At 63.1% G+C, this 14322-nt stretch carries 10 protein-coding genes; 6 read left to right on the forward strand and 4 right to left on the reverse strand.

What is annotated here, in order from left to right; translation table 11 throughout:
* The 4 genes from MMB74_RS26075 to prpF all read left to right on the forward strand — a co-directional run.
* The coding region (locus tag MMB74_RS26075) for a citrate/2-methylcitrate synthase (protein WP_277431501.1) at positions 1-707 on the forward strand (707 nt) is incomplete at its 5' end.
* Between the two features lie 68 nt (positions 708-775).
* Positions 776-2419: an acyl-CoA synthetase gene (locus MMB74_RS26080; RefSeq protein ID WP_277431502.1), complete on the forward strand. Its 1644-nt coding sequence runs from the start codon at positions 776-778 to the stop codon at positions 2417-2419.
* Positions 2420-2516: 97 nt separating this feature from the next.
* The gene (gene acnD / locus MMB74_RS26085; protein ID WP_277431503.1) at positions 2517-5111 is read left to right on the forward strand and encodes a Fe/S-dependent 2-methylisocitrate dehydratase AcnD; all 2595 of its coding nucleotides are present in this window, start codon (positions 2517-2519) and stop codon (positions 5109-5111) included.
* A gap of 26 nt (positions 5112-5137) precedes the next feature.
* The gene (prpF, locus tag MMB74_RS26090) at positions 5138-6319 is read left to right on the forward strand and encodes a 2-methylaconitate cis-trans isomerase PrpF (protein ID WP_277431504.1); all 1182 of its coding nucleotides are present in this window, start codon (positions 5138-5140) and stop codon (positions 6317-6319) included.
* On the opposite strand, the gene MMB74_RS26095 is transcribed toward prpF, so the two are convergent.
* Positions 6320-6787: a hypothetical protein gene (locus MMB74_RS26095; RefSeq protein WP_277431537.1), complete on the reverse strand. Its 468-nt coding sequence runs from the start codon at positions 6785-6787 to the stop codon at positions 6320-6322.
* 288 nt (positions 6788-7075) lie between these two features.
* Between MMB74_RS26095 and MMB74_RS26100 the strand changes: the two genes are divergently transcribed.
* The gene (locus MMB74_RS26100) at positions 7076-7474 is read left to right on the forward strand and encodes a hypothetical protein (protein WP_277431505.1); all 399 of its coding nucleotides are present in this window, start codon (positions 7076-7078) and stop codon (positions 7472-7474) included.
* 206 nt (positions 7475-7680) lie between these two features.
* Here the strand turns inward: MMB74_RS26100 and MMB74_RS26105 are convergent, their stop codons facing one another.
* Positions 7681-10758 carry an FAD-binding and (Fe-S)-binding domain-containing protein gene (locus MMB74_RS26105; RefSeq protein ID WP_277431506.1) on the reverse strand — a complete coding sequence of 1026 codons (3078 nt, stop codon included), beginning with the start codon at positions 10756-10758 and terminating at the stop codon, positions 7681-7683.
* Between the two features lie 159 nt (positions 10759-10917).
* Here MMB74_RS26105 and MMB74_RS26110 point away from each other — a divergent pair, with 159 nt between their 5' ends.
* Positions 10918-11892, forward strand: a complete 975-nt coding sequence (locus MMB74_RS26110) for a LysR substrate-binding domain-containing protein (protein ID WP_277431507.1) — start codon at positions 10918-10920, stop codon at positions 11890-11892.
* Here MMB74_RS26110 and MMB74_RS26115 read toward each other — a convergent pair.
* Positions 11858-12964, reverse strand: a complete 1107-nt coding sequence (locus MMB74_RS26115; protein WP_277431508.1) for an aromatic ring-hydroxylating dioxygenase subunit alpha — start codon at positions 12962-12964, stop codon at positions 11858-11860. The two genes, MMB74_RS26110 and MMB74_RS26115, sit on opposite strands and share 35 nt — an antisense overlap.
* 192 nt (positions 12965-13156) lie before the next feature.
* Positions 13157-14299: a porin gene (locus tag MMB74_RS26120; protein WP_277431509.1), complete on the reverse strand. Its 1143-nt coding sequence runs from the start codon at positions 14297-14299 to the stop codon at positions 13157-13159.
* Positions 14300-14322 lie beyond the last annotated feature (23 nt).

A 14322-nucleotide genomic window follows, 5' to 3' on the forward strand; every position in this document is an offset into this window, starting at 1 on the left:
CGCACAACGGCCGGCGCATCGAAGTGGAAACCGACGACGATTCGATCGGCGGCCATTTCCTGCATCTGCTGCACGGCAAGACGCCGTCCAAATCGTGGGTCGAAGCGATGCATACGTCGCTGATCCTGTACGCCGAGCACGAGTTCAACGCCTCCACGTTCACGGGCCGCGTCATCGCCGGCACCGGTTCGGACATCTATTCGGCCATCACCGGTGCAATCGGCGCGCTGCGCGGCCCGAAGCACGGCGGCGCCAACGAAGCGGCATTCGAGATTCAAACGCGCTACACCACGCCCGACGAAGCCGAGGCCGACATCCGCCGCCGCGTCGAGAACAAGGAAGTGGTGATCGGCTTCGGGCATCCGGTCTATACGATTTCCGACCCGCGCAATCAGGTGATCAAGGAAGTGGCGCGCAAGCTGTCCAAGGAAGCCGAGGACATGCGCCTGTTCAACATCGCCGAGCGGCTCGAAACGGTGATGTGGGACGCCAAGAAAATGTTCCCGAACCTGGACTGGTTCAGCGCCGTGTCGTACCACATGATGGGCGTGCCCACGGCCATGTTCACGCCGCTGTTCGTCATCTCGCGCACCTCGGGCTGGAGCGCGCACATCATCGAGCAGCGCGTCGATAACAAGATCATCCGGCCGAGCGCGAATTACACTGGACCGGAGAACCTGAAGTTCGCACCGATCGGCAAACGCTGATCGCAGGGGCGGGCCGCGCCTTCGACTCGGGCCCGCAGCAGCACCATGGGAGAGGTGGGGAGACAATCATGAGCACAGATATGTTCGAAGCAGGCCTTGGCAAGACCACGGCAAACTACACCGCGCTGACGCCGCTCAGCTTCATCGAGCGCGCGGCAAGCGTCTATCCGACACGCCTGGCCGTCGTGCACGGCCTGATTCGCCGAACCTGGCAGGAAACTTACGCACGCACGCGGCGCCTCGCGTCGGCGCTCGCGGCGCGCGGCATCGGCACGGGCGACACCGTGGCCGCGATGCTGCCCAATACCCCCGCCATGATCGAGGCCCACTTCGGCGTACCGATGGCCGGCGCGGTGCTCAACACACTCAATACCCGCCTGGACGCCGCCACCCTCGCCTTCATGCTCAATCACGGCGAAGCGAAGGTCTTGCTCGTCGATCGCGAATTCGCGGACCTCATGCGCTCCGTTCTGCCGGCCGTGGAGCGGCCCATCTTCGTCGTCGACGTCGACGATCCGCTCTATACGGGACCCGGCGAGCGAATCGGCCAAATCGAATACGAAGCGCTGCTCGATAGCGGCGATCCGCACTACGCCTGGCAGCCACCGAACGACGAATGGGACGCCATCAGCCTGAACTACACGTCGGGCACCACGGGCAATCCCAAAGGCGTCGTCTATCACCATCGAGGCGCCTACACCGCAGCAATCAGCAACATTCTCGAATGGGACATGCCCAAGCATGCCGTTTACCTGTGGACGTTGCCGCTGTTTCACTGCAACGGATGGACCTTTCCTTGGGCTGTCGCCGCGCGCGCGGGGGTCAACGTTTGCCTGCGCAAAGTCGACGCGAAGACGATCTTCGATCTCATTCGCGCCGAGCGCGTCACGCATTACTGCGGCGCGCCGATCGTTCACAACATGCTCGTGAATGCGCCGGATGAATTAAAGGGCGGCATCACCCATCCCGTCCATGCGATGGTGGCCGGCGCGGCGCCGCCCGCCGCGCTGATCGAAAGCTTGGAGCGGCTCGGCTTCGAGCTCACGCACGTGTACGGCCTGACGGAAGTCTACGGGCCGGCCTCCGTGTGTCCCCAGCAAGAAGAATGGCGCACGTTGGACATCGGCGAGCGCGCGCGTTTGAACGCGCGTCAGGGCGTGCGCTATCACTTGCAAGACGGCTGTGCAGTGCTCGACCCGGAGACGATGACGCCCGTGCCTGCCGACGGCGAAACCATCGGCGAAATCATGTTCCGCGGCAACATCACGATGAAGGGCTATCTGAAGAATGCCACCGCCACCGAAGAAGCCTTTCGCGGCGGCTGGTTTCATACGGGCGACTTGGGCGTGGCCTACCCCGACGGCTACGTGCGCATCAAAGATCGCAGCAAGGACATCATCATTTCGGGCGGGGAAAACATCTCGAGCATCGAGATCGAAGACGTGCTCTATCGGCACCCCGCCGTGCTGGCCGCGGCCGTCGTCGCCAAACCCGATCCGCGCTGGGGAGAAACGCCGTGCGCATTCGTCGAACTCAAAGCTGGCGCGACGGCGAGCGCCGCCGATTTGATCGCGCATTGCAAGGCGCATCTGGCCGGCTTCAAAGTGCCGCGCGCGATCGAGTTCGTCGAATTGCCGAAGACGTCGACCGGCAAGATCCAGAAGTTCGAGTTGCGCAAACTCGCCAAATCCGTGTCGGCGATCGACGTATGACGTTCCTGCGCTTCCACTAACCGTTTCCGCAGCCGGCTCATCGCGATCGACCACGAATCGATCGCCGCGAGCCCGGCGCAACTTCGCCTCATACGCTATGAATACCGACTACCGCAAAGCATTGCCCGGCGCCGGGCTCGACTATTTCGACGCCCGTTCGGCCATCGAAGCGATCGAAAAAGGCGCTTACGACACGCTGCCATACACCTCCCGCGTGTTCGCCGAGAATCTCGTGCGCCGCTGCGAGCCGTCGCTGCTGACCGATGCGCTCAAGCAACTGATCGAGCGCAAGCGCGACCTCGATTTCCCGTGGTTCCCCGCGCGCGTGGTATGCCATGACATCCTCGGCCAAACCGCCTTCGTCGATCTCGCGGGCCTGCGCGACGCCATCGCCGAACGCGGCGGCGATCCCGCTTTGGTCAATCCCGTCGTGCCGACGCAACTCGTCGTCGATCATTCGCTCGCCGTCGAATGCGGCGGCTTCGACAAGGATGCCTTCGCGAAGAACCGGGCCATCGAGGATCGCCGCAACGAAGACCGCTTTCACTTCATCGATTGGACGAAGAAGGCGTTCAAGAACGTGGACGTCATTCCTCCGGGCAACGGCATCCTGCATCAAATCAACCTCGAGCGCATGAGCCCGGTCATTCAGGTTCGCGACGGCGTCGCGTTTCCCGACACGCTCGTGGGCACCGATTCGCATACGCCGATGGTCGATGCGCTCGGCGTCATCGCCGTGGGCGTGGGCGGCCTCGAAGCCGAGAGCGTGATGCTCGGCCGCGCATCGTGGATGCGCCTGCCCGACATCGTCGGGGTCGAGCTGACCGGCGCGCGCCAACCCGGCATCACGGCAACCGACATCGTGCTGGCCTTGACCGAAATCCTGCGCAAGGAGAAGGTCGTATCGGCGTACCTCGAGTTTTACGGCGAAGGCGCATCGCGGCTCACGCTCGGGGACCGCGCGACCATCGCGAACATGGCGCCCGAGTTCGGCGCGACTGCCGCGATGTTCTACATCGACGAGCAGACGATCCGCTACCTGAAGCTCACGGGCCGCGACGACGCACTCGTCAAGCTAGTCGAAACGTATGCCAAGGAAGCCGGGCTGTGGGCCGACACGCTCACGAACGCGCAATACGAGCGCGTCCTGCGCTTCGATCTTTCGAGCGTCACGCGAAACATCGCGGGGCCGTCGAACCCGCACCGCCGCGTGCCGACCACCGAGCTGGCGGCCCGCGGGATCAGCGGCAAGGTCGAGAACGAGCCGGGCAAGATGCCCGACGGCGCCGTCATCATCGCGGCGATCACGAGTTGCACCAACACCAACAATCCGCGCAACATGATTGCCGCGGGCCTGCTCGCGCGCAATGCCAATCGCTTGGGCCTCGTGCGCAAGCCGTGGGTCAAGTCCTCGCTCGCCCCCGGATCGAAAGCCGTGACGCTGTATCTGGAAGAGGCGGGGCTGCTGCCGGAACTCGAGAAGCTCGGCTTCGGCGTGGTCGCCTATGCGTGCACGTCTTGCAACGGCATGTCGGGCGCGCTCGATCCGAAGATTCAGCAGGAGATCGTCGAGCGCGATCTCTACGCCACCGCCGTGCTATCGGGCAATCGCAACTTCGACGGCCGCATTCATCCGTACGCGAAACAAGCGTTCCTCGCTTCGCCGCCGCTCGTCGTAGCCTATGCGATCGCGGGCACGATTCGCTTCGACATCGAGAAAGACGCGCTCGGCGTCGACCGCGACGGCAAGCCGGTTACGCTCAAGGACCTCTGGCCGACCGACGAGGAGATCGACGCCGTCGTCGCGTCGAGCGTGAAGCCCGAGCAGTTCCGGCGCGTCTACGAGCCGATGTTCGCCCTCGCCGCGCAGCGCGCCGAACAGGCGGAGCCGCTCTACGCATGGCGGCCGCAAAGCACCTACATTCGCCGCCCGCCGTATTGGGAGGGCGCGCTCGCCGGCGAGCGCACGCTCAAGCGCATGCGCGCGCTGGCCGTGCTCGGCGACAACATCACGACCGATCATATTTCGCCGTCCAACGCGATCATGCGCAACAGCGCCGCGGGCGAGTACCTCGAAAAGATGGGCTTGCCGGAGGAAGACTTCAACTCGTACGCCACCCACCGCGGTGATCACCTCACCGCCCAGCGCGCGACGTTCGCCAATCCGACGCTGAAGAACGAAATGGTCGTGGAGAACGGTCAGGTGAAAACCGGTTCTCTCGCGCGCATCGAACCGGAGGGCCGCGTCACACGCATGTGGGAAGCGATCGAGACGTACATGGAGCGCAAGCAGCCGCTCATCATCATCGCAGGCGCGGACTACGGCCAAGGCTCATCGCGCGATTGGGCGGCCAAGGGTGTGCGCCTTGCGGGCGTCGAGGCGATCGTCGCGGAAGGATTCGAGCGCATTCACCGCACGAACCTCGTCGGCATGGGCGTGCTGCCGCTCGAGTTCAAGCCGGGCACGACGCGCACGACGCTCGGGATCGACGGCACGGAGACGTTCGATGTGATCGGCGAACGCACGCCGCGCGCCGATCTCACGCTCGTCATCACGCGCAAGAACGGCGAGCGCGTCACCGTGCCGGTCACGTGCCGGCTCGACACGGCAGAAGAGGTCTCGATCTACGAAGCGGGCGGCGTACTGCAACGCTTCGCGCAAGACTTCCTCGAATCGTCGATGGCGGCGTGAGCGGCATCAGTAAGGATGACTAACGAATGGCCCACCTACCTCAAATCAAAATTCCCGCCGTGTACATGCGCGGCGGCACGAGCAAAGGCGTGTTCTTCCGTCTGCAAGACCTGCCCACCTCGGCGCAGGCGCCCGGTGCGGCGCGCGACGCCCTGCTCATGCGCGTGATCGGCAGCCCCGATCCCTACGGCAAGCACATCGACGGCATGGGCGGCGCAACCTCCAGCACGAGCAAAACCGTCATCGTCTCGCCGAGCACGCGGCCCGGTCACGACGTCGACTACTTGTTCGGGCAGGTGGCGATCGACAAGGCGTTCGTCGATTGGAGCGGAAACTGCGGCAACCTGTCGGCCGCCGTAGGCCCTTTCGCGATTGCTAGCGGACTCATCGACGCTGCGCGCCTGCCGCGCAACGGCACGGCTACCGTGCGAATCTGGCAAGCCAATATCGGAAAGACAATCGTCGCCCATGTGCCGATGACCGATGGCGCGGTGCAGGAGACGGGCGACTTCGAACTGGACGGCGTGACGTTCCCCGCCGCAGAGATCGCGCTCGAGTTCATGGACCCGGCCGCGGACGAGGACGGTGCGGGTGGCGCGATGTTCCCGACGGGGAACGTGGTGGACGATCTGGACGTGCCCGGCATCGGCACGCTCAAGGCGACGATGATCAACGCGGGCATCCCCACGATTTTCGTCGATGCGCGGGCGATCGGCTATCAGGGCACCGAACTGCAAGAGTCCATCAACGGCGATGAAAAAGCGCTTGCGATGTTCGAGACGATTCGCGCCTATGGCGCGTTGCGGATGGGCCTCATTGCGCACGTCGACGAGATCGCGAAAAAGCAGCATACGCCGAAGGTCGCTTTCGTCGCGCCGCCTGCGGACTATGTGGCCTCGAGCGGTAAAGCGGTCGGCGCGGGGGATGTCGATCTACTCGTGCGCGCGATGTCGATGGGCAAACTGCATCACGCGATGATGGGCACGGCGGCCGTCGCTATCGGGACCGCCGCCGCGATTCCGGGCACGCTCGTCAATCTGGCGGCGGGCGGCGGCGAGCGCGAGGCGGTTCGATTCGGGCACCCCTCCGGCACCTTGCGCGTTGGGGCGCAGGCGGCTCTCGTGGAAGGTCAGTGGGTCGTCAAAAAGGCCATCATGAGCCGCAGCGCGCGCGTGTTGATGGAGGGCTGGGTGCGCGTGCCGGGTTGATCAATGCCCCCTGATGATGTCCGAACGCGAAGTCGTGTACACGACGCCCGATGCATCGAAGTGAACGTTGAAATACGCTTCGCCGCTCGGGCCACCCTCCTGCCACTTCCAACTCCACACCGTTTCTGGCTTCAGTCGGTACACGGCGATCTCGCCCGGTTTGCCGAGTAGCCGACGCACTTCATCGGCCGTCATCCCCATGCGGACCTTCGCGAAGTTTTCGGCGGTCAATACTTGGGTGACGGCGACTAGCCTGCCGCGCGAATCGACATCCACCATATAGGTAGTCGTGCCCTGCGGGCCGCGCGGATACTCGAGCCGCTTCGATCCGTCCGCATGCGTGCGCTCGGTTTCGGGTTGCCCCATTTGCTCGCGAATTTGGGTCTCGGTCGTTACACCGGGCGTCAATCCTCGCAGGAGCAACTCGTCCGGCTTGATCGCATTGAAGAAAGCTTTGAGTTTTCCCATGGCCTGCTCGCCTTGACGGTCGTCACATCCTGCCAACGTGAGCGCGGCGCCCGCGCACACGATCGTTAGCCACTTCCAATGCTTGTTCGTCTTGCCCACACGATCCTCGATAGGGAATTGCCGATCGACGCGCAAGGATAGCGCACCTGCCGGAGAAGCGTGCTGGTCACCGAGGGTTTCGTCACAGTGCTTACGTTTTGTCACCAGAGCGGGGTCAACTCTCCTCGTCGCCCTAGCGTTAAACCGGCAGCGCTGAATTGTCTCAGCCGCCCCAATAGGAGTTCACAGATGAAGACGATGTTCGCTGCTCTCGCTTCCGCCCTGCTCGTTTCGACGGCTTTCGCTCAAACCGCGGCCCCCGCCTCGGCGCCGGGAATCAACGCAAACACGTCCGTTCAGGCCGGACAAGCCAACTTGAAGGCAAGCACGCGGGCGCAAGCCGATGCGACGAAGGCTGATAAAGCGACGAACGAAGCCGGTGCGGCGCAAGAAAAAAACACGATGACGAAGCACACGGCCAAGCATCTGAAGAAGACGCACACGCACAAGGCCAGCAAGAAGAACGAGACCAAAACGGCGCCCAGCGCCGATCAGCAACCGGCAAAGGCCAAGGCCGATATGAAGGCTGATGTGAAGGCTGATGTGAAGGCCGATGTGAAGACCGAAACGACGACGAAGACGCAATAAGGACATCGGTCTCTTCGACAGCGCCCCGCGCGTCGCACACAATGCGGGGCCTGCCGTTCGGGCGAACTGTCGGGTTCGCCCGTTTTTACACTTCCTGCAGCGTTCGCAGGGTGTCCGTCAACGTTCTTTCGACAACCGAGCCCTCCTTTTTGACCAAGCGCTTCGCGGCCGCGCCATGCGCGATTTCAGCGCTAGATCGCATGAACTCAACGAAGGAAATCGAGCAATGCCTCGATAGGATGGCGAACCCGGCGTCCGCGCAAGCGAGCGACTTGGCATCGGCATGAGTAGCCGGTCGCCAGCAGTTCCGGCCGTTCGGCATCCGCTGTCGTGCCGGCGCCGCCCGGGGCCACCCAGTCGTCGACATGGCGCGCCCACGACTGCTCGAAGATCGTCTTCGATGTTTCGACATTGCGTAACTCATGCCCATACGTACCGGACATGCCGCAACATCCGCTCGCCGGCATCGACAGCGACAACCCCATGCGCGCGAACACGTCTCGCCACAATCCCGCGGCCCCCGGCTCGCTCGTGCGCTCCGTGCAATGCGGCAGCATGCGGTAGCTTCGCTGCCTTTTTGGGGCCCGCTCCGGCAGCACGCCATCGAGCGCGCCAATCAGCCATTCTTGCGGCAGCAAAACGCGCGGGCAGGTCTCGCCCTGCGCGACCTTTCGATATTCCTGCCGATAAACGAGCGTCATCGCCGGATCTAGGCCGATCAACGGCACGTCGAACTGTGCGAGCGCAGCCAATCGCGTCGCATTTCTTCGCGCAACGCGCGCGAACGCGCCAAGAAACCCCTGGACGTGCAGCGGCTTTCCATTTGGCACATAGGGCGCGAGCAGCACCCGATACCCGAGCCGCACGGCGAGCTCCACGAACGCAGCGGCCACCTGAGTTTCAAAGAAGCGCGTAAACGCGTCTTGAACGAATACGATCGTGCGCGCACGTTGTGCTTCGCTCAACCCGCCCAGCACCGCTTCCGAGGCCGGCTCCAGCGACCATCGACGGCACACGTCCTCCCAAGAAATCGTGCTGAGCAACGGGCTGTCGACGATGCCGGCTACGCTGCGCAGCAACGCCTTCACCGGCGCAGCCCGCATGAGCGCGTTGTAGAGCCGGCTCCCGCCGGGCGCCGCGGCGATGTAGGGCACCGAGAATTCGAGCGAGCCGATCAGGTAGTCGCGCGGCGACCGTGCGTAACGCGTATGGTAGTGCGCGAGAAAGCGCGAGCGAAACTCCGGCACGTTGACTTTCACCGGGCATTGCGCCGCGCATGATTTGCACGCCAAGCATCCGGCCATCGCGTCGTACACCTGATGCGAAAAGTCGCTCTGCCCGCGCTGCTTGCGCAAGCTATTGGCAACCCGGACCGGTAATGGCGCCGTCCTCGGCTTCGCCGTCAGATCGACGCCCGCCTCGCTCTGCAGACGCAACCACTCGCGCATCAACGATGCGCGCCCCTTCGGCGAGTGAATCCGCTGGCGGGTAGCTTTCCATGACGGACACATGGCGTCGTCGGGATCGAAGTTGTAGCAAGCGCCGTTGCCGTTGCAATGCACCGCGTCGGCATTGCGCTGCCACACGCGCTCGTCGATGCGCCGGTCGGCCGCGCCGCGCATCGGCACGTTATCGATGCGCAGTAACGACGCACCGCTTCCGGACGGCGTCGCGATCTTGCCAGGATTGAGCTGATTGTGAGGATCGAATGCGGCCTTGAGCCGTTGCAGGGCGGGATACAACGGACCGAAATACTCGGGCGCGTATTCCGAGCGCACGCCCTTGCCGTGTTCGCCCCATAGCAAACCGCCGTATTTCATCGTCAGCGCCGTAACCGCATCCGATATCGGGCGAACCAACGCGGCTTGCCGCGGGTCCCGCATATCCAACGCTGGCCTAACATGCAACACGCCCGCATCGACATGCCCGAACATGCCGTAACGCAAGCCGAAACCGTCGAGCAGCCCGCGAAACTCGGCGATGTAATCGGCCAGGTGCTCCGGCGGGACGGCGGTGTCCTCGACGAACGGTTGCGGACGGCTGGCACCGCTGACGTTGCCGAGCAAGCCGACAGCGCGCTTTCTCATCGCGTAGACACGCTCGATCGCCGCCTCGCCATCCGCGACCGTGATCGCAACGCGGCGCACGGTAGTGTCCGCGCGGATCTGCTCGATAAAGCCCGATACCCGCGTGCGCACCGCGTCGGCTTCGTCGCCGCTGAATTCGACCATGTTGATGCCACCCGCATCGTCGGTGGCAGATTCCGTATCCGGGAAGAATTCGGCCACCTTCGTCCATACGATGTCGCGGCGCGCGAGCGCCAATACGGTCGAATCCACCGTTTCGATCGACAACGGCCGGTGCTTCATCAACGCACGCGCGTCGCGCAGCGCGTCCATGAAGCTCATGTAGCGAATATTGACGAGCGCCGCATGCGCGGGAATGGGAAGCACGTTCAGCGTGGCTTCGACGACGAAGCTCAGCGTGCCCTCCGAACCGCATAGGACGCTGTTGAGGTCGACGCGGCCATCCGCATCACGCAGATGCGCGAGGTCGTAGCCCGTCAAGCAGCGGTTCAATGCCGGAAACCGCTCCCGGATCAGATCGGCTTCGCGTTCGCCGATCTCTCGCGCGGCGCGGTACACGCGCCCTACCGCATCGTTGCGACGGCAAAGATCGTTCAATTGCATCGAGTCGACCGGCGCGCTCGATAAACGCTCGCCGCCGACGAGGATCGACTCGACCGCCAGCACGTGATCGCGCGTCTTTCCATACGTGCAGCTCCCCTGGCCGCTCGCGTCGGTGCTGATCATGCCGCCGATTGTGGCGCGATTGGACGTGGACAACTCGGGTGCAAAGAACAGCCCGTGTGGCTTGAGCGCGGCGTTGAGTTGGTCCTTCACGACGCCAGCTTCCACACGCACGGTCCGCGATTGCGGATCGATCTCGAGAATCCGGTTCATATGCCGGGACAAGTCCACCACGATCCCGTCTGTCAGCGATTGGCCGTTCGTGCCTGTGCCGCCGCCTCGGGCAGCGACGACGACTTCACGAAACGCTTCCTGCCCCAAGAGCGTTGCGATGCGCTGCACGTCGCGCGCGTGACGTGGGAACAGCGCCGCTTTCGGGTATCGCTGGTAGATGGAGTTGTCCGTTGCAAGCACCGTGCGCAGCGCGTGACTGCCGTCGATATCCCCCTCGAAGCCCGCCGCTCGCAACGCATCTAGGAAGCGCGCATCGAGCGTAGCTAAGGAATCGTCGAGGGGAAGGCGTGCAATCGTCATGGTTCGCGCTCGGTAATCGCCGAGCCGCATCCGGATCCATGTAGACTTTGCATGATTGGAATAGCAACTCGGCGCACATTTTGTGTCAGTACAGCATTCTGATTGCCCTATTTCCACCCCGCAAACGGAAGTTCCTTGGGATATTCATGAGGTTTATGAATGAATTACCGCAAGCTCACCCCATCGATGTCGCTCCTGTTGGCGTTCGAAGCCTCGGCTCGACACGAGAGCTTCACTCGCGCCGCCGAAGAATTGGCGTTGACTCAAAGCGCAGTGAGCCGACAAGTTCAGACCTTGGAAGCGATGTTGGGCGTGGCGTTGTTCATGCGTGAAGGCAAGCGCATCATGGCCACCGACGCGGGCCACGCTTACATGGTCGAGATCGGGGCAGCGTTGACACAGATCCGCAACGCGACGTTGCAAGCTCTATCTTCGGACGCATTCGGCAAACATCTGCGTGTGGCGACCTTGCCAACGTTCGGCGCCAAGTGGCTCTTGCCGAGGCTGCACGAGCTATATCGTGCGCACCCGGATTTACAGATCGATTTGCACTCGCGCATCGAGGACATCGACTTCGCATCGCAACCGCTCGACGCGGCCATCACGGTAGGAGACGGACGCTGGCCTAACGTGATCGCACACCGACTGTACCCCGAAGAACTGGTTCTGATCGCGAGCCCTGGAATGCTGAAATTGGCAAATCATGGGCGCAGCAGAACTGGGCGCGCGCGGGCCGCGAGCGAACGACATGTCAACCCGAGCGTCGCGATGCTCGAAGGCTCGATGCTGCTCAGGGTGGGCAGCTTCCCCGACGCTTGGCGCGAATGGTGCGCTCACTTCGGCTTACCGCATCACGCGCTGCGGCTGGGACCGAGCTTCGAATTGACTTCGCATTTGATTCAGGCGGTCGCCGCCGGAATTGGCGTGGGCCTCGTGCCGCGCCTGCTCGTGGAAGACGAACTGGCGAACGGGTCGCTTTGCAGCCCGTTCGAGCCGGTGCCCAGCTCGCGTTCCTACTACTTCACGTACCCCGAGCGCGTGCGAAATCACCCTGCGCTCGTGGCGTTTCGCGAGTGGTTGCTATCCTCACGCCAGGCGTTCAGCCCAAGTCACTCACCGGGCGAATCGGAATGACGCTGGCGCCCCCGCAATTGCGCAGCACGTCGCGCAAGTCGTTTATCACGGGAAATACTTCGTGGTTCCAATCGGCGCCCTGTTTGTCATGGGCCTTCTGTTCGAGTTCGACGATCCACCGATCTTCCTTGAAGATGCCTTCGGTGAACCAGACCAACAGCGGCCACGCTAGATCGAGCGCGAACGGCAGGCTGGGCTTGCGGATCGACAGCAACCCGAACGTCCGGTTGGTGCGCTGCTGCGCGTCGAGCGGCACATAGACGATCCACAAATCCATGACCAGCGTGCCTTCGGGCGACCGGATCTGCAGCGTTTGATAAGGGTAGCCGGTGCGGATCGTCATCACGTCCTTATCCTGCTCGCGTCGCGCCTTGCTAGCCCCGAACACGAGCGCCTCGCCGACCGGCTGCTTGCCTTCCATGCGTGCGAAGGTGTAATCCACCTCGACCCAATCCTCGCCGCGCCGACGGCCCAGCGAACGCGTGCGCATGTGGCCCATCAACCGCCGGTGCAGGAACTGATGGTTCATGTCCATCAGGTTCTCGTGCATGAACGAGTAGTGGCACTTGACCTCGCGACCGAAGCGACGCGTCTTGTACGCCTTGTCGTCTACCGAGGTCAGCGCAGGAAACGGCCGTGTCTGCGCCAGCGCCGCATCGCCGGGAAACACGAAGATCAGGCCATAGGCCTCGCGGCACGGATAGGCGCGCACACCGTTGGGCAACCGCTCTTTCCCGAGATACGGCACCTCGACGCAATGGCCCGAGCAGTCATAAGTCCAGCCGTGGTACCCGCAGCGAATCGATTCACCTTTCACGACGCCCGCATGCAGCGGCACCTGTCGATGCGCGCAGCGGTCTTCCAGTGCAAAAATCGCACCCGACTCGGTGCGCACGAGCACGATGGGCTCGCCCGCGAAGTGCGTACCATACGTTTTGCCGCGCTTGACCTCCTTGGACCAAGCAAGCGGATACCAATAATCGGGATGGATGGGCACACGGCGCAGGTCACGTACGGGCGCGCTTGCGCGCGGATCGACGACACTGCTGTCCACGAGTGGCACAGATTGCATGCGTGACGCCTCCTTGCAAAAGGGAGCTGGGACCGCCGCCACTATCGTGGCGAGCAAGCAAACGGCAAACTTAGCGAAGTCTACGTGAAGTTTGACGGTCGTGGGCGGCGTCTCGAGCGCGCTGCGCTTCCCCCAAAAAAACGGCGGGCCGCGTCCGAAGACACGCCCGCCCAAGTACGACGAGGAGCCGGATTAAAACGAATGCCGCAAACCGATGCGTATATCGGCCTGGGTCGAGGTGGTCGACGGCGTGAAGCTATACCCGATCACGGCATCGACCCCGCTCGACGCCTTCAAGTAATCCCCGGAGATATAAACGTCCGTTCGCTTGGACAAGAGATAGTGCAGCCCCGCCGACAGCTGATTCCAATGGTGCCCTTCGAAATGCGTGTACTGGTAACCTCCATCCACGGTGAATGCAGGCGTCACGCTCCACGATGCGCCGCCCTCCCCGACTTGCATATGCGACGATTGTCCGAACGCTTTGATCGTCGTATAGGAGTAGTTGCCCATCAGCGTCACGGGGCCGAGCGCATAGCTCGCCCCGATGCCGAACGCGCCTTGCTTATCCACTGCGAACGCGGTGCTCGAATAAAGATCCGTGACTGCTCCCGTCGCGGGGTCCACACTGACGGTCGGCCTACCCAGGAACGTGCGCGTGCCGATCATCGCGTAAGGATCGAACGCATAGATGCCGTTCGGATTGTTCAACTGCGTATAGGCGGCGCCCATCGTGAACGGGCCATGGGCATAGTGCGCCCCGACGCTATAGGCGCTCGCCTGATGAAAATTTCCCGCAACGTTTCCGAACGACCACATGCCCCCAAACTTGAAGCCGTCGATGTCGTTCGACATGAACTTCACCGAGTTGGGCAACCGGTCCCCGTTGAATCGGTCGAAATCCCCCTGGTGAATCGCATAGCCGCTCGCCCACGCGGAGACGTTATATAGGAACACCATCTCCTCGGTCATATCGAGTTGATCGCCGAACGAGACCGTACCCCACGGACTCGACAGGCCCACATAGGCTTGCCGCCCGAACTCGGCTCCGCCGAACGTGAGCCGGCCCGTACCCAGTTTGAATCCGCTTTCGAGTGCGAATACCGCGGCGAGGCCGTTCCCTAAATCCTCCTTGCCTTTGATGCCCCAACGGTTGCCGTACGAGATGCCGTCGTCGAACTTGACGACATGCGAACCGCCCGTATTGCTGACATAAGTGATGCCGGCATCGAGAATGCCGTACAGCGTGACGCTGCTTTGAGCGTGGCTCAGGGCGGGCAGACTGGCGAGCGCCAGCGCCACGCCCGACCGGATCGGCGCGCGAAGTGCTTTCATGGTGAAGGTCTCGTTGTGTTGTG

The sequence above is a fragment of the Trinickia sp. Y13 genome (assembly GCF_029522115.1).
Lineage (GTDB): Bacteria > Pseudomonadota > Gammaproteobacteria > Burkholderiales > Burkholderiaceae > Trinickia.

Excerpts from the sequence above, each read along its gene's own strand:
- MMB74_RS26080 (WP_277431502.1), top strand. The coding sequence starts at position 776 with ATGAGCACAGATATGTTCGAAGCAGGCCTTGGCAAGACCACGGCAAAC.
- acnD (WP_277431503.1), top strand. The coding sequence starts at position 2,517 with ATGAATACCGACTACCGCAAAGCATTGCCCGGCGCCGGGCTCGACTAT.
- prpF (WP_277431504.1), top strand. The coding sequence starts at position 5,138 with ATGGCCCACCTACCTCAAATCAAAATTCCCGCCGTGTACATGCGCGGC.
- MMB74_RS26095 (WP_277431537.1), bottom strand. The coding sequence starts at position 6,787 with ATGGGAAAACTCAAAGCTTTCTTCAATGCGATCAAGCCGGACGAGTTG.
- MMB74_RS26100 (WP_277431505.1), top strand. The coding sequence starts at position 7,076 with ATGAAGACGATGTTCGCTGCTCTCGCTTCCGCCCTGCTCGTTTCGACG.
- MMB74_RS26105 (WP_277431506.1), bottom strand. The coding sequence starts at position 10,758 with ATGACGATTGCACGCCTTCCCCTCGACGATTCCTTAGCTACGCTCGAT.
- MMB74_RS26110 (WP_277431507.1), top strand. The coding sequence starts at position 10,918 with ATGAATTACCGCAAGCTCACCCCATCGATGTCGCTCCTGTTGGCGTTC.
- MMB74_RS26115 (WP_277431508.1), bottom strand. The coding sequence starts at position 12,964 with ATGCAATCTGTGCCACTCGTGGACAGCAGTGTCGTCGATCCGCGCGCA.
- MMB74_RS26120 (WP_277431509.1), bottom strand. The coding sequence starts at position 14,299 with ATGAAAGCACTTCGCGCGCCGATCCGGTCGGGCGTGGCGCTGGCGCTC.